Raw genomic sequence first — 17,903 nt, forward strand, 5'->3', positions numbered from 1 at the left:
CGGTCACACCTCGGCCGGCTCGGGAACGCCGGCCGGCGCGCCGTCGGCGGCGGTGATCGGCGGCACCGGGGTGTCGACGGCCCGTACCAGCCGCGGCCCCTCGGGGCCGAAGACGGCGCGGGGCTCGGGGAACAGCCACAGCAGCGCCAGGTAGCTGACCGCGGCCAGGCCCAGCCCGACCGGCAGGGAGATGTCCACGCCGCCCGCGAGGTCGCCCAGCGCCCCCACGAACTGGCCGGGGAGGTTCACGAACTGGACCGCGAGCAGGGCGGAGGCCAGCCAGGCGGCCATGCCGCGCCAGTTCCAGCCGTGCGTGAACCAGTACCGTCCGCCGCGCTGACGGCGGTTGAAGACCTGGAGCGAGTCGGGGTCGTACCAGCCGCGACGGGTGAGGAAGCCCAGCGTCATGATGACCATCCACGGCGCGGTGCAGACGATGATCAGCGTCGCGAAGGTGGAGATCGACTGGGTCAGGTTCGCGGCGAACCGGCCGACGAAGATGAAGGAGATCGACAGGACGCCGATGAAGACCGTGGCCTGCACCCGGCTGAACCGGGTGAAGACGCTCGCGAAGTCGAGGCCGGTGCCGTACAGCGAGGTGGTGCCGGTGGACATGCCGCCGATCAGCGCGAGCAGACACACGGGCAGGAAGTACCAGGACGGCGAGATGGCCAGCAGACCGCCGACGTAGTCCGGGGCGCTCGGGTCGAGGAACTTGCCCGCCTTCGCGGCGATGATCGAGGCGGTCGCCAGGCCGAAGAAGAACGGCAGGATCGTCGCGATCTGGGAGAGGAAGGCCGCGCCCATCACCCGGCGGCGCGGGGTGTCGGCGGGGATGTAGCGGGCCCAGTCGCCGAGGAACGCCCCGAAGGAGACCGGGTTGGACAGCACGATCAGCGCGGAGCCGATGAACGCCGGCCAGAAGCCGGGCGTGCTCAGCGAGTGGAAGCTGCCCTGGTAGCCGGCGTCGAAGTCGCCCCCGAACGCGAACAGGCCGAGTACGAAGAGCAGGGACGCGGCGGCTACCGCGATCTTGTTCACGAAGAGCATGAACCGGAAGCCGTAGATGCACACCGTCAGCACCAGCGCCGCGAACAGCCCGTACGCGAGCGCGTAGACACCGTCGTTGGTCGGCAGGTGGAACATCCGGTGCGCACCGCCCACCAGGGCGTCGCCGGAGGACCACACGGAGATGGAGAAGAAGGCGATCGCCGTCAGCAGGGAGAGGAAGGAGCCGACGACCCGGCCGTGCACGCCCAGGTGGGCGGAGGAGGACACCGAGTTGCTGGTGCCGTTGAGCGGACCGAACAGGGCCAGCGGCGCGAGGATCACCGCGCCGACGGCGAGCCCGAGGCCGGTGGCGGCCAGGCCCTGCCAGAAGGACAGCCCGAACAGGATCGGGAAGGCGCCGAGGACGCAGGTGGCGAAGGTGTTCGCGCCGCCGAAGGCGACCCGGAACAGGTCGAGCGGCCGGGCGGTGCGGTCGGCGTCCGGGATGCGCTCCACCCCGTACGTCTCGATCTCGGTCAGCGACGGGGCGTCGTGCTGCTCCGCTTGGGGGTTGGTGGTCATGTCTGCTCCTCGCGAGGGCCGGCGGAGTCCAGGGTGAACAGGCTGATCAGGTCGTAGGCGACGTGCGACGCGGCGACGGAGGTGATGTCGGCGTGGTCGTAGGCGGGGGCGACCTCGACGACGTCGCCGCCGACGAGGTTGAGCCCGGCGAGGCCGCGCAGGATCTCCAGCAGCTCACGCGAGGTCATGCCGCCGGCTTCCGGGGTGCCGGTGCCGGGGGCGTGTGCGGGGTCGAGGACGTCGATGTCGACGGACACGTACAGCGGGCGGTCGCCGATGCGCTGCCGCAGCGCGTCCACCGTCTCGTCGACGCCACGGCGCAGCACGTCGGACGAGGTGACGATGCCGAACCCGAGGCGGCGGTCCTCCTCCAGGTCCCGCTTGCCGTACAGCGGGCCGCGGGTGCCGACGTGGCTGAGCGCCTCGGTGTCGACGATGCCCTCCTCGACGGCGCGCCGGAACGGGGTGCCGTGGGTGTACTCGGCGCCGAAGTAGGTGTCCCAGGTGTCGAGGTGGGCGTCGAAGTGGAGCACGGCGACCGGGCCGTGCTTCTTGGCGACCGCGCGCAGCAGCGGCAGCGCGATGGTGTGGTCGCCGCCGATGGTGACCAGCTTCGTGCCGTCGGACTGGAGGCGGGACGCCTCCTCCTCGACGGTGCCGATCGCCTCGTTGATGTCGAAGGGGTTCACCGGGATGTCTCCGGCGTCGGCGACCTGCGCCGCCGCGAACGGCGACACGTCGAGGCCCGGGTGGTACGGGCGCAGCAGCCGGGACGCCTCGCGCACCGCGGCCGGGGCGAACCGGGCGCCGGGCCGGTAGGAGACGCCGGTGTCGAAGGGGACGCCGACGACGGCGATGTCCGCGCGGGGCACCTCGTCCAGCCGCGGCAGCCGGGCGAAGGTCGCCGGTCCCGCGTAGCGGGGGACGCGCGAGGAGTCCACGGGTCCACGGGGCTGGGTCGTCATCGGGCACCTTCCTGTCGTATGGGGCGGACACGCCGGGTGGGCGGGCCCCGAGGCGGAGTGAGTGGTTCCGCTAACGGGGGGATGCCTCAGTCTGCGGACGGCCGCAGGCCAGGGTCAATTGTTGACGGCACCAAGAACTACAGTTGTCTTGTGTCCGACCACAAAGCCACATCGCGTTCCGTCCTGACCGTCGGCGACCTGCTGTCCTTCCCGGCGTTGCAGATGCGCCTGCTCGCGGGCGGTGGCGGCCTGGGCCGGACGGTCTCCTGGGCGCACGTCAGCGAACTGGAGGACCCGACCCCCTGGCTCCAGGGCTCGGAGGTCATCATGACCGTCGGCCTCGCCGTGCCCCGCGCCGGCGAGGCCCAGCGGCGCTACCTGGAGCGGCTGGACGACGCGGGCGTCGCGGCGCTGGTGCTCAGCACCCAGCTGCGCACCCCGCCGCTGCGGCAGGCCTTCCTCGCCGCGGCCGAGGAGCGCGGCTTCCCGGTCCTGGAGGTCCCGCTCACGGTCCCCTTCGTCACCATCGCGCAGGAGGTCGCCGCCGCCGTCAGCGAGAAGTCCGCCGAACGGCTGGGCGCCCAGCTCCAGGTGTTCGGCGCGCTGCGCTGGATGGCCGAGGAGAACCTGGACATCCCCGCGCTCTTCGACCGCCTGGAACAGCTCAGCGGCTACCGGATCTTCCTGTGCACCACCCAGGGGCGGCCCCTGCTGCCCGGCGTCGCGGCGCCCGCGGACCTCTCGGTGCTGCCCGACGACCCGGACGCCCCGCCGACCGTACCCGGTGGCTTCGTGCTCCCGGTCCTCGGGCCGGGCGGCGCCGCCGGCTACCTGGTCGCCCTGGAACAGGCCGGTGCCCGCCCCGCCGGACTGGCCGTCGTCCAGCACCTGGCCACCGTCGCGGCCCTGCGGCTCGCGATGGTCCGCCAGGAGCGCGAGGTGCTCCGCCGGGAAGGGGCGGAGACCCTCGCCGAGATGCTCCAGGACACCCTCGACCCGGCCGGCGCCCAGCGCCGGCTGGCCCACCACGGCCTGGACGCGCGGCGGCCGGTCGTCCTCGCGGTGGTCCGCAGCGCCCCGGACGAGCAGCTGGGTGTGGCGCTCTCCGACCACCCCCACCTGACCCTGCGCCGCGGCGACGACCGGCTGGTCCTGGCCGAACCCGGCTTCACCGAGGCCCTGGCCGGCCTGCCCGGCGCGGTGTGCGGGGTGAGCCGCCCCTTCACCGTCGGCGAGCCGCTGCGGGTGGCCCGCCAGGAGGCGGAGTGGGCGGCCGGACGCGCCGCGGAGGCGGGCAAGCCGCTCGTCCACTACGGCGAGGACGCCACCGGACGCTGGCTGCCCGAGGACCGCCGGCTGCTGGCCGCGCTGGTCGAGCAGGTACTCGGCGAGGCCCTGCGCTACGACGAGGCCCACGGATCACAGCTGCTGGTGTCCGTCCGCACCTGGATGGAGCGCGACCGCCGGACCGAGGACGCCGCCGCGGCGCTCCACATCCACCCCAACACCCTCTCCTACCGGCTGCGCCGCTTCGGCGAGGTGACCGGCCGCGACCTGGCCACCACCGCCGCCTTCACCGAGGTCTGGTTCGCGGTGCGCGCGGCGACCGAACTGGGCGTGGCGGCCGAGGGGCCGTAGCGCCAGACCCGCCGGGTCCGCCGGGTCCGCCTTCGTCACGGCCCGCCCCGGTCACTCTGCGACCGCCCTGCGGGTGCGCGGGGTGAGCGGAGCGCCCGACGAGTGTCCGGGACCCCGGCGAGGTGCGACGCTGGGACGAGAAACGTCCGCCGAGGGAACTCGGGAGGGGCCGATGGGACGTGATGTTCCGGCCCGGGTGTTCACCCGCGAGGACCGGCGCCGGTACCGCGAGAAGATGCACGGCTGCCTCGACGTACTGGCGCAGATGCTGCGCGGATCGGGCTTCGAGAGCGAGCGCCCCCAGGTCGGCATGGAGATCGAGCTGAACCTGGTGGACGACGACGGGCTCCCGGCGATGCGCAACACCGAGGTGCTCCAGGCGATCGCCGACCCCGCCTGGTCGAGCGAGCTGGGCCGCTTCAACCTGGAGATCGACATCCCGCCCCGGCAGCTGACGTCCGGCGGCCCCGGTGCCTGGGAGCAGACCATCCGGGACGCGCTCAACCATGCCGAGGACCGCGCCGCGACCGTGGGCGCCCACCTCATCATGATCGGGATCCTGCCGACGCTCGGGGAGTCGGACGTGGGTGAGACGTCCCTGTCCGGTGATCCCCGCTACCGGCTGCTCAACGAGCAGATCTTCGCGGCCCGCGGGGAGGACCTGCGGATCCGGCTCGAGGGCGTGGACCGCCTCTCCATGTACGCCGAGGCGATCACCCCCGAGGCCGCCTGCACCAGCACGCAGTTCCACCTCCAGGTCGCCCCGAAGGAGTTCGCGGACTACTGGAACGCGGCCCAGGCCGTCGCGGGCGTGCAGATCGCCCTCGCCGCCAACTCGCCCTTCCTCTTCGGCAGGGAACTGTGGCGTGAGACCCGCATCCCCTTGTTCGAACAGGCCACCGACACCCGCCCCGAGGAGATCAAGGCCCAGGGGGTACGGCCGCGGGTGTGGTTCGGCGAACGCTGGATCACCAGTGTCTTCGACCTGTTCGAGGAGAACGTCCGCTACTTCCCGGCGCTGCTGCCCCTGTGCGACGAGGAGGACCCGCAGCGGACCCTCGCCGTCGGCGGGGTGCCGCAGCTGGGCGAACTCACCCTGCACAACGGCACGATCTACCGCTGGAACCGCCCGGTCTACGCCGTCACCGACAGCGGCCCGCACCTGCGCATCGAGAACCGCGTGCTGCCCGCCGGCCCCACCGTCGCCGACACCATCGCCAACGCCGCCCTGTACTACGGCCTGACCCGTGCCCTCGTGGACGAGGACCGCCCGGTCTGGTCGCGGATGTCCTTCGCGGTCGCCGAGGAGAACCTGCACGCGGCCGCCCGCGACGGCATCGACGCCCGCCTGTACTGGCCAGGGACGGGCGAAGTGCCGGTCACCGAACTGGTGTTGCGACGACTGCTGCCCCTGGCGCACCGGGGCCTGGAGCTGGCGGGGCTGGACGCCTCCTGGCGCGAGCCGATGCTCGGCATCATCGAGCGGCGCTGCGTCGACGGCCGCAACGGCGCCCTGTGGCAGGCGGAGACGGTCCACCACCTGGAACGGTCCGGTGTCCACGACCGCCGGGAGGCCCTGCGCCGGATGACCGCCGCGTACATGGACTACATGCATCTGAACGCGGCCGCGCACACCTGGCCCGTGGACTGAACGCCGCCGCGGTGCGGCGACCCCGGCGCGCGGCCGCGGGTCACCGCCGTGCCAGGATGCCGGGAGACCAGACCCGCTTCCGGAGGCCCGCCGCGTGACCGAGACCGAGGTGGCCCTCGCGCCGCACCCCCTGCTGCTGCCCGACGGCAGGCCCGCCGCCGAGGCGTGGTCGCTGGACCCCGCCCTGCTGCACCTGAACCACGGATCGTTCGGTGCCGTCCCGCTGGTGGCACAGCAGCGGCAGGCGGAGCTGCGCGCCGAGATGGAGCGCGCGCCGGTGGTGTGGTTCCCGGAACTGCCGGACCGGCTCGCCGCCACCCGCGCCGACCTCGCCCGTTTCCTGCGCGTCGACGCCGGCGACCTCGCCCTGGTGCCGAACGCCAGCGCCGGCGCCAGCGTGGTCTACGACGCGCTCGAACGCCGTGCCGGCGGGGAGATCGTCGTCACCGACCACGGCTACGGGGCCGTCACCATGGGAGCCGAGCGGCTGGCCCGCCGCTGGGGCGGCCGGGTGCGCACGGCGCGGGTACCGCTCGGCGCCGACGAGGAGGAGGCGTACGAGGCCGTCGTGGCCGAACTCGGCGAGGCCACCGACCTCGTCGTGGTCGACCAGATCACCTCGGCGACCGCGCGCCGGCTGCCGGTCGAGCGCATCGGCGCGGAGGCACGCCGCCGGGGCGTGCCGATGCTCGTCGACGGCGCCCACGCGCCCGGTCTGCTCGCCGCCCCGCTGGCCGGCGCGACGTACGACTTCTGGACCGGGAACCTGCACAAATGGGGCTGTGCCCCGCGCGGCACCGCGGCCCTGGTCGCCCGCGGGCCGCTACGGGACCGGCTGTGCCCGCTGATCGACTCCTGGGGGGCCGCGGAGCCGTATCCCGTCCGCTTCGACCACCAGGGCACCCTCGACGCCACCTCCTACCTGGCGGCGCCGACGTCCCTCGCGTTCGTCGAGGACACCTGGGGCTGGTCCGCCGCCCGCCGGCACATGGACCGGCTCGCGGACCACGCCGCCCATGTCATCGGCGCCGCCGTCACCCGCCTCACCGGCGAGGACAGCCGCGCCGGCGTCGGGATGCCGGTGCCCGGCATGCGCCTGGTGCGGCTGCCCGACGGCCTCGGGCGGAGCCGGATCGAGGCCGACGCACTGCGCGACCGGGCGGCCCGCGAACTCGCCGTCGAGGCCGCCTTCACCAGCTTCGACGGCATCGGCTACCTGCGCGTGTCCGCGCACGTCTACAACACCCCGGCCGACTACGAGCACTTCGCCGAGCGATGCGTCCCGGTACTCGCCGACTGGGCCCGGGAGTACGGCCGTTGAGTCATCAGGTCAAGCGTCCCGGACACTTGACTCGGTAGGTGCGCGGCCCGATCCTCGTCCCAGGTATTGCGCGGTTCATGACAACGTCATGGGTTCGTCAACCGCGCGCTCCCGCCGACCGAGGGACGTGGGCCGTGACGCCGTTTCGACGCTCGTACCGCAGACGCAGGGACGTCACCATGCTGTCGCTGCTGCTCCTGGTACTGGCCATGGCCCTCGGGCCCACGCCGAGTTCGGCGGCCGGCAGCGACTGGTGGATCCCCAGCGCACGGCCCGCCCCGGACGTCGGGATCGACGTCACCGGCGAGCCGTTCACCGGTACGAACTCGGCAGGGGAGGTGCGCGGGTTCGTCGACGCGCACAACCACCTGTTCGGCAACGAGGCCTTCGGCGGACGCCTGATCTGCGGCAAGGTCTTCTCCGACGCCGGTGTCGCCGACGCCCTGAAGGACTGCCCCGAGCACTACCCCGACGGCAGCCTCGCGATCTTCGACTACATCACCCACGGCGGCGACGGCAAGCACGACCCGGTCGGCTGGCCCACGTTCAAGGACTGGCCCGCGTACGACTCGATGACCCACCAGGCCGACTACTACGCCTGGGTGGAGCGGGCCTGGCGCGGCGGCCAGCGCGTGCTCGTCAACGACCTCGTCACCAACGGCATGATCTGCTCGGTCTACCCGTTCAAGGACCGCGGTTGTGACGAGATGACGTCGATCCGGCTCCAGGCGAGGATGACCTACGCGCTCCAGGCGTACATCGACAAGATGTACGGCGGCACCGGCAAGGGCTGGTTCCGGATCGTCACCGACAGCGCGCAGGCGCGGCAGGTCATAGAGGAGGGCAAACTCGCCGTCGTCCTCGGGGTGGAGACCTCCGAACCCTTCGGCTGCAAGCAGGTCCTCGACATCCCGCAGTGCGACAAGGAGGACATCGACAAGGGACTCGACGAGCTCTACGCGCTGGGCGTCCGCTCGATGTTCCTGTGCCACAAGTTCGACAACGCGCTGTGCGGCGTCCGCTTCGACTCCGGCGGCCTCGGAACGGCCATCAACGTCGGCCAGTTCCTGTCCACCGGCACCTTCTGGGCGACCGAGAAGTGCACCGGCCCGCAGCACGACAACCCCATCGGGAGCGCCTCCTCGGCGGCGGAGTCGGACCTCCCGGCCGGCGTGGACGTCCCCTCGTACGACTCGGACGCCCGGTGCAACAAGCGCGGTCTCACCGAACTCGGCGAGTACGCCGTGCGCGGCATGATGAAACGCAAGATGATGCTGGAGATCGACCACATGGGCGTCAAGGCCGTGGGCCAGGCCCTCGACATCCTGGAGTCGGCGTCCTACCCCGGCGTGATCTCCTCGCACAGCTGGATGGACCTGGACTGGACCGAGCGGGTCTACGCCCTCGGCGGCTTCGTCGCCCAGTACATGCACGGCTCCGAGGGCTTCGTCGCGGAAGCCGCCCGGACCAGGGCGCTGCGCGACAAGTACGGCGTGGGCTACGGCTACGGCACCGACTTCAACGGCATCGGCGACCACCCGGCCCCGCGCGGAGCGGACGCCGCGAACAAGGTGACGTACCCCTTCAGGAGCGTCGACGGCGGCTCCGTCATCGACCGGCAGACCTCCGGCGAGCGCACCTTCGACATCAACACCGACGGCGCGGCCCACGCCGGGATGATCCCCGACTGGATCGAGGACATCCGGCAGGTCGGCGGCCAGGACGTGGTGAACGACCTGTTCCGCGGCGCCGAGTCCTACCTGGACACCTGGGGCGCCACCGAAGAGCACCAGGCCTCGGTGAACCTCGCCGAGGGGCAGCCGGCGTCGGCCAGTTCGTCCGAGTGGAACCCGTTCACCAGCTACCGGCCGGGGCGTGCCGCCGACGGCGACGACTCCACCCGCTGGGCCAGCGACTGGAGCGACGACCAGTGGTGGCAGGTCGACCTGGGCTCCACCCACCTGGTCTCCCGGGTGACGCTCGGCTGGGAGCGCGCGTACGGCAAGGCGTACCGCGTCGAACTCTCCACCGACGGCACGAACTGGCAGTCCGTCTGGTCCACCACGAGCGGTGACGGCGGCCTGGACACGGCCCGGTTCACCGGGACCCCGGCCCGCTACGTCCGGGTCCACGGTCTCGACCGCGGCACCGACTGGGGATACTCGCTGTACGAGGTCGGGGTCCACAGCGCCTGAGGCGGGAGTTCACGGATGGCACGCATGCCGTCGGCACAACGGCGCGAACAGCTGACGGAAGCGGCCATCAGGACGATGGCCCGGGACGGCGTCGCCAAGGCGACGACCCGGGCCATCGCCGCCGAGGCGGGCGTCTCGCTGAGCGTCTTCCACTACTGCTTCGACTCCAAGCAGGCCCTGATCGAGTCCGTCATCACCGCCCTCACCGACCACTCGGTGGCCGTGGTGCGGGAGGCGCTGCGGCCCAGGGCCACCCTGGCGGAGACCGTCCGGGCCGGCTTCGAGGCGTACTGGGACCACGTCCGCGACCACCCCGACGAGCACATGCTCACCTACGAACTCACCCAGTACGCCCTGCGCGAGCCGGGGTTCGAGCACCTGGCCCGACGACAGTACGAGCTGTACGGCACCGCCTACGCCGAACTCATCGAGCGGCTGCGCGGCAGCCGCGGCCTCGAACTCCGCGTCCCCGTCTCCGTACTGGCCCGCTACCTGGCCGCCGTGACCGACGGGCTGACCCTCAACTACCTGGTCCTGGGCGACGAGTCGGCCTGGACCGACATCCTCGACACGGTCACCGCCCACATCGCGGGACTGGTGGCCTGACCCACGGCCGACGCCGAACACATGGCCGAAACTCCGCTATGATCACCGCGGCAGGGCTGTAGCGCAGAGGTCGTCGCGCCCAAGCATCGAGCTGGAGGACGTCGGTTCGAATCCGACCGGTTCTGCCGCCTATTCGTGGAGGAAAGTCGACAGGCGTCGGTTCGTCCTGGGCGGGCGGCGGGCGAGGCGCCCCCGGCGGCCCGGGCGCCGGCCACGGACCGGTGGAGTGGTGATGACGCAGCCGACACCCGTACGCTGCCCCGCGATCGAGCACCCGGACATCCCGATCAGCGACCCCGCCGCCCTGGAACCACTGCTCGACCGCCTGCGGTCCGCGTCCCCCCTGGGCACCGACGAGACGTTCCCGCTCGGCACCGTCCGCGCGGACGGCCGGGTCGACCTGTGCAAGCAGGGCCTGGGAGCGGCCGGTGCGCGCCTGCTGATGCCCGTCGCCGCGGCCTCCCCGCACGCCGCGCACGTCCTGCTCGGCACCAACGCCATCGGGGACGAGGGAGCCCGCACGGTCGCCGACGCGCTCGCCGACGGCCACGGCCTGCGCACCCTCTACCTCGGCTGCAACCGCATCGGCCCGCGGGGCACCGCCGCGCTCGCCGGCGCCCTCTCGGCCGACGACACCGTCCGGGCCCTCTGGCTCAAGCGCAACCCGGTCGGCGACGAGGGCGCCCACGCACTCGCCGCGCTGCTCCGGCGCAACACCGCGCTGCGCACCCTCGACCTGGTCAACACCGGGGTGACCACCGACGGCCTGCGCGCCCTGCTCGACGCCCTCACCGGCCGTCCCGCCCCGGTGGAACGCCTCTTCCTCGGCGGCAACGGCCTGACCGCGGACGCCGCCCCACTGCTCGCGGCGCTGATCCGGGATGCGGGCGTACGCGAGCTGTACCTGCCCGCCAACCACCTCGGCGACGAGGGCGCCGCGATCCTCGCGGCCGCGGCCGACCCGGTACGCCCGGTCCGCCTCGGCCTCGGCGGCAACGGCATCGGCCCCGCCGGCGCCCGCGCCCTCGCCGGCTCCTTGGCCGGCATCGAGGTCCTCGACCTGGGCCGCCCCCTGTCCGAACGCAGCCTCGGCGCCCCCGCGAACACCACCGGCGACGACGGCGCCCACGCGCTGGCCGCCGCGCTGCCGGGCAGCCCGCTGCGCCGGCTGGAGCTGTGCCACACCGGCCTGACCGGCCGGGGCGCCAAGACCCTGCTGGCCGCGGTGCCCGACGACTCAGCCCTGGAGTACGTCGGCCTCGGCCCCGGCCTGCCCCGCAAGGTGAAGCGGTCCTTCACCCGGCGGCTGCGGCCCCTCGGCGCGGCACATCCCGACCTGCGCGCGATAGGAAGTGTCTACCGGTGAGAGCCCCGGCCGAACTCCGCTGCCTCCCGCCGGACGAGGCATCCGGCAGACGCCGGGCACGCCGTTACGCCGTGCCCCGGTGGATGATCGAGCGAGCCACCGAGCGCCGGCTGGCCGGTGACTGGCGCGGCGCCTGCGCGGCGGCCAACGTGGACATCGCCTTCGACCTGTCCGAGGTCGCCGAGCACTGCGGCGACGACACCGCCGCCGCCCTCGTGGCCGACCTCCGGCACCTCGCCCCCGACCTGCTGCGCTGGCACCTGCCGCGCAACCTGGGCGGCCGGACCACGCTCGCCACGGACCGTACGGTCGTCCTCGCGCGCTACCGGCCGGGAACCCAGGACGAGGGCCCGCGGGCCACGCCGTACCTGCACGTCACCACCGGACCCATGGCCGACGGACCTCAGCGGATCGCGCTGCGGTTCCGGACCCTCCGGGACGAGCAGGCCGCCGGCGTCTTCGGAGCCTCCACCGAGGACTGGCGCCTCGCCCGGCACCTCTGGGACGCACGGCACGCCGCGGAACTGCGCGAGCGATGCGGAGGCGGCCCGGACCGGTCGCCGTTCTTCCACGCCGACGGCACTGCCCTGGGCACGGACGAGTTCCCGACGGCCGAACCCGGCGCCGACGACCCCGCGGCCCGGACCGAACGGATCACGCTGACGCACCGGAGGGACGGGTCACCGGCCGCCTTCGCCGCGGCCGGCATCACGCTGGACCTGACGCCTCCGCAGAAGTCCGGCTGGTACCAGGCGGACCCGGAGCGGCTGCTGAGCGGGATCCCGCTGAACCACAGCCGCCTGGAGCCGGAGGTCCGCGGGCAGCGGGCCGCGGGCGCCGGCGACCGGTTCCTCATCGCCGCGCACTGGCGGACGTACCTCCTGCTGGAGCCCGCCGACGGCACCGGGCTGCTGGTCCGCGCCGTCGACCGGGAGGACGCCGAGGGCCTGCCCTTCCTCGCCGAGGCCCTCTGGCGCAGGCTCCCCGACCTCGATCTCCTGCGGGACGGCGAGATCGCCGCGGAGCACCTCCACCCGCTGGTCCGCGAGGCGCTGTTCCCCGCCCTCCAGGTCCCGGCGGGCCAGGGCGGCCCGCCCGCGCCGACGGCCCCCGTACCGGTGCGGGTCAGGTGCCGCGGTGAATGGCACGAGGTCGGCTTCCGGCCAGGCGGCCCGCTGAGCATGCCGCACAGCGACGACGAACAGCAGCGCGAACGGGCCCTGCGCGCCTTCGGCGGTGCCGTCGCCGGCTGCTTCGCCGTGGAGCAGACCTGGACGTCCGGCAAGGGCCGCCTGCCCAAGGCACTGCGAGCCCAGCGCAGCGAACTGTTCCAGCGAGCCCAGCACGGCGACACCCCCGGCGTCCTGGCCCTCCTGGACGCCGGTGTGGACCCCCGGGTGCGGGACGCCGGCGGCCGCACCCTGCTGCACGTGCTGAACCTCCTGGACCACGAGACCCTGCTGCCCCGGCTGCTGGCAGGGGGAGCGGACCTGGAGGCCCGCGACCGGCGCGAGCGCACCCCGCTGTTCACGGCGGTCAACGACCTCGGTTCCAAGGCGCTCGTGGAGGCCCTGGTCGCCGCCGGGGCACGGCTCGACGCGATCGACGAGTCCGAACTGTCCCTCGCCCAGCTCGTCCGCCGCTACAAACGGCCCGACCTCGCCTTCCTCCGTGAGCGCGTGGAGGCGGAGCACCCGGGGATCGGCGCCGACTGGTGGGACGAGTACCTGGACGAGCGGGAGCAGTACGACTCGGACGACCCCGACGACGAGGAAGAGCCGGTCCTGTGACCACCGACCGCACCGACCGCACCGCTTCCGGCGCGCCCTCCGCCCCCGCCCCCGGCGCGTCCGCCGGCCCGCTGGCGGCCGCCGACGACCTCAACCGCAGGCTGCGCACGCGGCGCACCGAGCCCGCCGCGAACCCGCAACTGGAGGCCCTGGCCCTCGCCGTGACGGCCAATCAGCCCGTGCTGCTGTGGGGCGAACCTGGCATCGGCAAGTCGGCCGCCCTGGAACAGCTCGCCGCCGGACTCGGCCTGGCGCTGGAGACCGTCATCGCCAGCGTGCACGAGCCCTCCGACTTCGCCGGACTGCCCGTCGTCGGCGACGACCCCGCCGTCACCGGTGTGCCGATGGCACCGCCGGACTGGGCCGTCCGCCTCGCCCGCGCCGGACAGGGCCTGCTCTTCTTCGACGAACTCTCCTCCGCGCCGCCGGCCGTACAGGCGGCCCTGCTGCGCGTGGTGCTCGAACGGCGCGTCGGCAGCCTGGTCCTGCCCGACGCGGTGCGCATCGTCGCCGCCGCCAACCCGCCCTCCAGCGCCGCGGACGGCTGGCACCTCAGCCCGCCGCTCGCCAACCGGTTCGTCCACCTCGAATGGACCCACGACCCCCGCACGGTCGCCCGCGGCATGGCCGGCACCTGGCCGGAGGTGGCCGTACCCGTCGTCGACGCGGGCCGGGTGCCCGGCGCGGTCGCCCGGGCGCGCGGCGCGGTCTCCGGGTTCCTCACCGCACGGCCCGGCCTGGTCCACCACATCCCCGGCGACGCCGAGAGCCGCGGCCGGTCCTGGCCGTCGCCCCGGACCTGGGAGATGGCCCTCAGGCTGCTCGCCACCGGGTACGCGGCGGGCGCCGGCCGCGAGGCCCTTGCCGCCGCGCTCACCGGCGCCGTCGGCGACGGCGCCGGCATCGAGCTGCTGTCCTACCTCGAACACCTCGACCTGCCCGACCCCGACCGGGTCCTCGCCGACCCGGACTCCTTCGCCCTGCCCGACCGGGGCGACCGCCAACTCGCCTTCCTCATCGCCGTGGTCGCCGCCATCCAGGACGACCTCACCCGGCCCCGCTGGGAGGCGGGCTGGGCGGTACTGGCGAAGGCCGTGGACGCCGGCGTACCGGACGTGGCCGCCCGCGCCGCCACCGACCTCGCCCTGATGCGGCACCTGGACTGGCCCGTACCGCCCGGCATCGACGCCTTCCTGGACCTGTTGCGGATGTCCGGGGCGCTGCCCGGCGCCGGCCGGTGAGGGCGCGGGGATGACACAGCACCCCCGCGCCGCCCTGGACCTGACCAGACTGCTGGCCGCCCGCTACCGTGCGGCCACCGACCGGCCCTACCTGGCGTCCGCGCTGTACGCCCTGACCGTCGTCCCGAGCGACGGCGTGCCGACGATGGGCGTGGACCGGCACTGGCGCTGCTACGTGTCGCCCGCCTTCGTCGACGCGACTCCGGTGCCCGAACTCGCGGGTGTCTGGGTGCACGAGGCGGCTCACCTGCTGCGCGACCACCACGGCCGGGCCGACCGGCTGCCCGCCGCCACCCAGCGCGACCCGCACCGCGTCAACGTCGCGCAGGACTGCGAGATCAACGACGACCTGCTCGCCGACGGCCTGCGGCTGCCCGAGGGCCGCGTGGAACCCCGTCTCTTCGGACTCCCCGAAGGGCAGTTGTTCGAGGCGTACGTCGACGCGCTGCCCGCGCACGTGCGGACACCGGACTGCGGATCGGGCGCCCACGGCAGGCCCGTGCCCTGGGAACTGTCCGACTCCGCCGGTCCCGCGCGGATCGGCGAGGTCGAGGCACAGGCCCTGCGCCGGCGGACCGCCGAGGCGATGCGTGCCCACCGGCGCGGCCGCGGCACCCTGCCCGCGGGCTGGCAGCGCTGGGCGGAGGAGATCCTCGAACCCACCGTGGACTGGCGGCGGGCGCTGACCGGCGCGGTCCGGGAAGCCGCCGCCTGGGCCGCCGGAGCGGTCGACTACACCTACCGCCGCCCCTCGCGCCGGACTCCGGCGCTGCGCGGTGTGGTCCTGCCCAGCCTGCGCCGACCGCTGCCCCGGGTGGCCGTCGTCATCGACACCTCCGGTTCGATGGGGGAGGCCGAACTGGGCGCCGCCCTCGCGGAGGTGACGGGCGTGCTGCGCGAGGTGGGCATCCGCGGCAACCGGGTGAGCGTGCTCGCGTGCGACGCCGACGTGCACGCGGTGTCCCGGGTGACGGCGACCGAGCAGATCACCCTGGGCGGCGGTGGCGGCACCGACATGCGGGTCGGCATCGAGGCGGCACTGGCGGCTCCGGACCGCCCGGGCGTCGTCGTCGTCCTCACCGACGGGTACACCCCGTGGCCGGACGAGAGCCCGCCGTGCCGCCTCGTCGCGGCCCTGATCGGCACCGACGCGCCCCAGCCGCCGGACTGGGTGGAGACGGTCCGCGTCCCCGGCTGACGCGGAGAGACCGCCGTGCGGCCAGGGGCGGCCGCCGGACCGCCGGGCACCGGTCCTCAGGAGCCGAGGCGGACCCGCAGCCCCGGCTGGAGCAGGTCGCCGTGGGCGGTCACCATGTCGTCGCACAGGCGCCAGATGTCCTCGACCGTCAGGGCCGCGGCGGTGGCCGGGTCGGTCATCGCCGCATGCCTGACGTGCCGCGGCTCGTCCTCGATCGCCGCGCGCACCACCAGGTCGTTCGCGCTGAGGTACGTGCGGTTGAGCGCCGCCAGCTGGGGCGGGAGGGAGCCCACCCGGGTGGGCTGCACACCCATCGAGTCCACCAGGCACGGCACCTCGACGACGCCGTGCGCGGGCAGGTTGTCGATCAGACCGCGGTTCGGGACGTTGCCGTAGACCGTGCGCGGGGTGCCGGTGACCATGCTGTGGATGATCTGGGGCGCGTACTCCATCGTGCCCTCGACGGTGATCGGGGCGCCGGCGGCCAGCGCGTCGCGGGTCCTGCCGTACTCGGCCGTGTTCTCGTCGACGATCTTCAGGTACTCGCCGACCGGCAGCCGCAGCCGCTCGACCTCGCTGGTGTGGTGCAGGTACCAGGGCACGTACTCGGAGGAGTGCTCACTGGTCTCGGTGGGGTAGTGGCCGAGCCTGCGGTACATGTCGACGCGGACCCGGCGCCGCAACTGGTCGTCGGCGGCGATCAGTTCGTCCAGCCTCGGATAGAGGCTGCGGCCCTGGTGCTCGAAACGCAGCACCCACGCCTGGTGGTTGACCCCTGCTGCGTGGTAACTGATCTCCTCGTAGGGGACCTTGACCAGGTCGGCCAGGTCACGCATCGTCCAGTAGACCGAGTGGCACAGGCCCACCACCCGGGTCAGGCCGGTGGCCTCGGTGAGGTACTGGACGTTCATGGCCATCGGGTTGGTGTAGTTGAGCAGCCAGGCCTGTGGGCAGACCTCGGCGATGTCGCGGCCCAGCTCCCTGAGGAACGGGAAGGTGCGCAGGGCGCGGAAGATGCCGCCGATGCCGAGGGTGTCCCCGATGGTCTGGCGCAGTCCGTAGCGGGCGGGCACCTCGAAGTCGGTGCGGGTGGCCTCGGCCATGCCGATCTGCACGATGTCGATGACGAAGTCGGCGTCCGCCAGGGCCTCGCGGCGGTCGGCGTGCGCGGTGACCGTGGGTCGGGCGCCCAGGGTGTCCGCGATGCGCACGGCGGCGGCGTGCGCCGTGGCCAGGCGCTCGGCGTCGATGTCGTGCAGTGCGACGTGCGCGGACTTCAGTTCCTCGAAGGCGAGCAGGTCCGCGAGCAGACCCTGGGTGAAGACGACGCTGCCGGCGCCGACGAAGACGATCTTGGGGGTGGTCATACGGGGGTTTCCTCGGTCTCGGGAAGGCGGGTGAGGGCTTCGTCCCAGGTGGGCTGGGCGCCGGTGCCGCCGCTGGCCCGGGTGGACAGGGCGCCGCACACCGCGGCGAGGCGGAGCGCGTCCGGCAGGGACATCCCGTGCAGCAGACCGGCGATGAAACCGGCGTCGAAGCTGTCGCCGGCGCCGACCGCGTCGACGGGCTCGACCGCGATGCCCCGGGTGCTGACGAGGCGTTCGCCGTCGTGACAGAGCGCACCGTCGGCGCCGTTCTTGACGACGGTGACCGGCCCTCGGGCGGCGAGCCGGGCGGCTGCCTCGGCCGGGTCCGCGGCGTCGGTCCGGGCCAGCCGGCGAGCCTCGGCCGCGTTGGGCAGCAGGAAGTCGGTGTGGGCCAGCACGGCGTCCAGACCGGTGGGTTCCCAGCGGCCGGCCGGGTCGTCGTTGGTGTCGACGGAAGTGGTGGCGCCGTGCCGGCGTGCGGTGCGCAGCAGGTCCGGGAGCGCGGCGGCGAGCCGGGGCAGCAGGAAGTACGAGGTGGAGTGGACATGCCGGGCGGCGGCCAGCAAGGCGGGCGGCACGTCGTCCGCGGTGGTGGCGGCCAGGGTGCCGGGGGCGGTCAGGATGGCCCGGTCGTCACCGCGGGTGACGGCTACGGTCAGCGGGGTGGGCCGGTGCGGATCGAGGGTCAGCGCCCCGGTGTCGACGCCGAGGGCGTCGAGGCGGCCGCGCATGTAGCGGCCGGCGTCGTCGTCGCCCACCCGGCCGGCGAAGGCGACCCGCAGGCCCAGGCGGGCGGCCCCGCAGGCGACGATTGCGCCGGAGCCCCCGACGGTGAGGGTGCCGGAGGGCACCAGTTGTTCGCGCTGGCCGAAGGCGAGCGGGGTGTCGAGGGGACCGATGACGACGTCCGGGTTGGCGTCACCGATCACGAGCAGGTCGAAGGTGTGCGGCATCGCGGAGGTTCCTGCCTGGTGGTGTCTCGCTGTGGTGTCT

13 protein-coding genes and 1 tRNA gene are annotated in these 17,903 nt (G+C 73.6%); 10 read left to right on the plus strand and 4 right to left on the minus strand.

Annotation, left to right across the window (positions count from 1 at the left end):
* Positions 1 to 3 precede the first annotated feature (3 nt).
* Positions 4 to 1,572: a purine-cytosine permease family protein gene (locus MB828_RS44735; protein ID WP_301653170.1), complete on the minus strand. Its 1,569-nt coding sequence runs from the start codon at positions 1,570 to 1,572 to the stop codon at positions 4 to 6.
* Entirely contained in the window at positions 1,569 to 2,537 is a 969-nt protein-coding gene (gene speB, locus MB828_RS44740; RefSeq protein WP_133023106.1) for an agmatinase, read from the minus strand. Before speB ends, MB828_RS44735 begins: the two co-directional genes overlap by 4 nt.
* Before the next feature lie 150 nt (positions 2,538 to 2,687).
* Between speB and MB828_RS44745 the strand changes: the two genes are divergently transcribed.
* The 10 genes from MB828_RS44745 to MB828_RS44790 all read left to right on the plus strand — a co-directional run bounded on the left by MB828_RS44745 (position 2,688) and on the right by MB828_RS44790 (position 15,543).
* Positions 2,688 to 4,175: a PucR family transcriptional regulator gene (locus MB828_RS44745; protein ID WP_301653171.1), complete on the plus strand. Its 1,488-nt coding sequence runs from the start codon at positions 2,688 to 2,690 to the stop codon at positions 4,173 to 4,175.
* A gap of 172 nt (positions 4,176 to 4,347) precedes the next feature.
* Complete coding sequence (locus MB828_RS44750) at positions 4,348 to 5,826, plus strand: glutamate-cysteine ligase family protein (protein ID WP_301653172.1); 1,479 nt, start codon at positions 4,348 to 4,350, stop codon at positions 5,824 to 5,826.
* 94 nt (positions 5,827 to 5,920) lie between these two features.
* Positions 5,921 to 7,147, plus strand: coding sequence for an aminotransferase class V-fold PLP-dependent enzyme (locus MB828_RS44755; RefSeq protein ID WP_301653173.1), 1,227 nt, complete (start codon positions 5,921 to 5,923; stop codon positions 7,145 to 7,147).
* Between the two features lie 179 nt (positions 7,148 to 7,326).
* Entirely contained in the window at positions 7,327 to 9,342 is a 2,016-nt protein-coding gene (locus MB828_RS44760) for a discoidin domain-containing protein (protein ID WP_301653193.1), read from the plus strand.
* A gap of 15 nt (positions 9,343 to 9,357) precedes the next feature.
* Positions 9,358 to 9,948 carry a TetR/AcrR family transcriptional regulator gene (locus MB828_RS44765; RefSeq protein WP_133023110.1) on the plus strand — a complete coding sequence of 197 codons (591 nt, stop codon included), beginning with the start codon at positions 9,358 to 9,360 and terminating at the stop codon, positions 9,946 to 9,948.
* Positions 9,949 to 10,000: 52 nt separating this feature from the next.
* Positions 10,001 to 10,073 (plus strand) — tRNA-Arg (locus tag MB828_RS44770).
* A gap of 107 nt (positions 10,074 to 10,180) precedes the next feature.
* Entirely contained in the window at positions 10,181 to 11,314 is a 1,134-nt protein-coding gene (locus MB828_RS44775; protein ID WP_301653174.1) for a gala protein, read from the plus strand.
* A gap of 83 nt (positions 11,315 to 11,397) precedes the next feature.
* On the plus strand, positions 11,398 to 13,104 hold the full coding sequence (locus MB828_RS44780) for an ankyrin repeat domain-containing protein (RefSeq protein WP_301653175.1): 1,707 nt from the start codon (positions 11,398 to 11,400) through the stop codon (positions 13,102 to 13,104).
* A complete protein-coding gene (locus MB828_RS44785) occupies positions 13,101 to 14,345 on the plus strand; it encodes an AAA family ATPase (protein ID WP_430381522.1) in 1,245 nt (414 codons plus the stop codon). The genes MB828_RS44780 and MB828_RS44785 overlap by 4 nt, the downstream gene beginning before the upstream one ends.
* A 10-nt stretch (positions 14,346 to 14,355) precedes the next feature.
* On the plus strand, positions 14,356 to 15,543 hold the full coding sequence (locus tag MB828_RS44790; RefSeq protein ID WP_301653176.1) for a vWA domain-containing protein: 1,188 nt from the start codon (positions 14,356 to 14,358) through the stop codon (positions 15,541 to 15,543).
* Positions 15,544 to 15,599: 56 nt separating this feature from the next.
* Here the strand turns inward: MB828_RS44790 and MB828_RS44795 are convergent, their stop codons facing one another.
* Both MB828_RS44795 and MB828_RS44800 read right to left on the minus strand, forming a co-directional pair.
* Positions 15,600 to 16,910: an alpha-glucosidase/alpha-galactosidase gene (locus MB828_RS44795; protein WP_301653177.1), complete on the minus strand. Its 1,311-nt coding sequence runs from the start codon at positions 16,908 to 16,910 to the stop codon at positions 15,600 to 15,602.
* Positions 16,907 to 17,863 carry a carbohydrate kinase family protein gene (locus tag MB828_RS44800; RefSeq protein WP_301653178.1) on the minus strand — a complete coding sequence of 319 codons (957 nt, stop codon included), beginning with the start codon at positions 17,861 to 17,863 and terminating at the stop codon, positions 16,907 to 16,909. The genes MB828_RS44795 and MB828_RS44800 overlap by 4 nt, the downstream gene beginning before the upstream one ends.
* Positions 17,864 to 17,903: the final 40 nt, after the last annotated feature.

It is taken from the genome of Streptomyces arenae, assembly GCF_022343545.1.
GTDB lineage: Bacteria > Actinomycetota > Actinomycetes > Streptomycetales > Streptomycetaceae > Streptomyces > Streptomyces humi.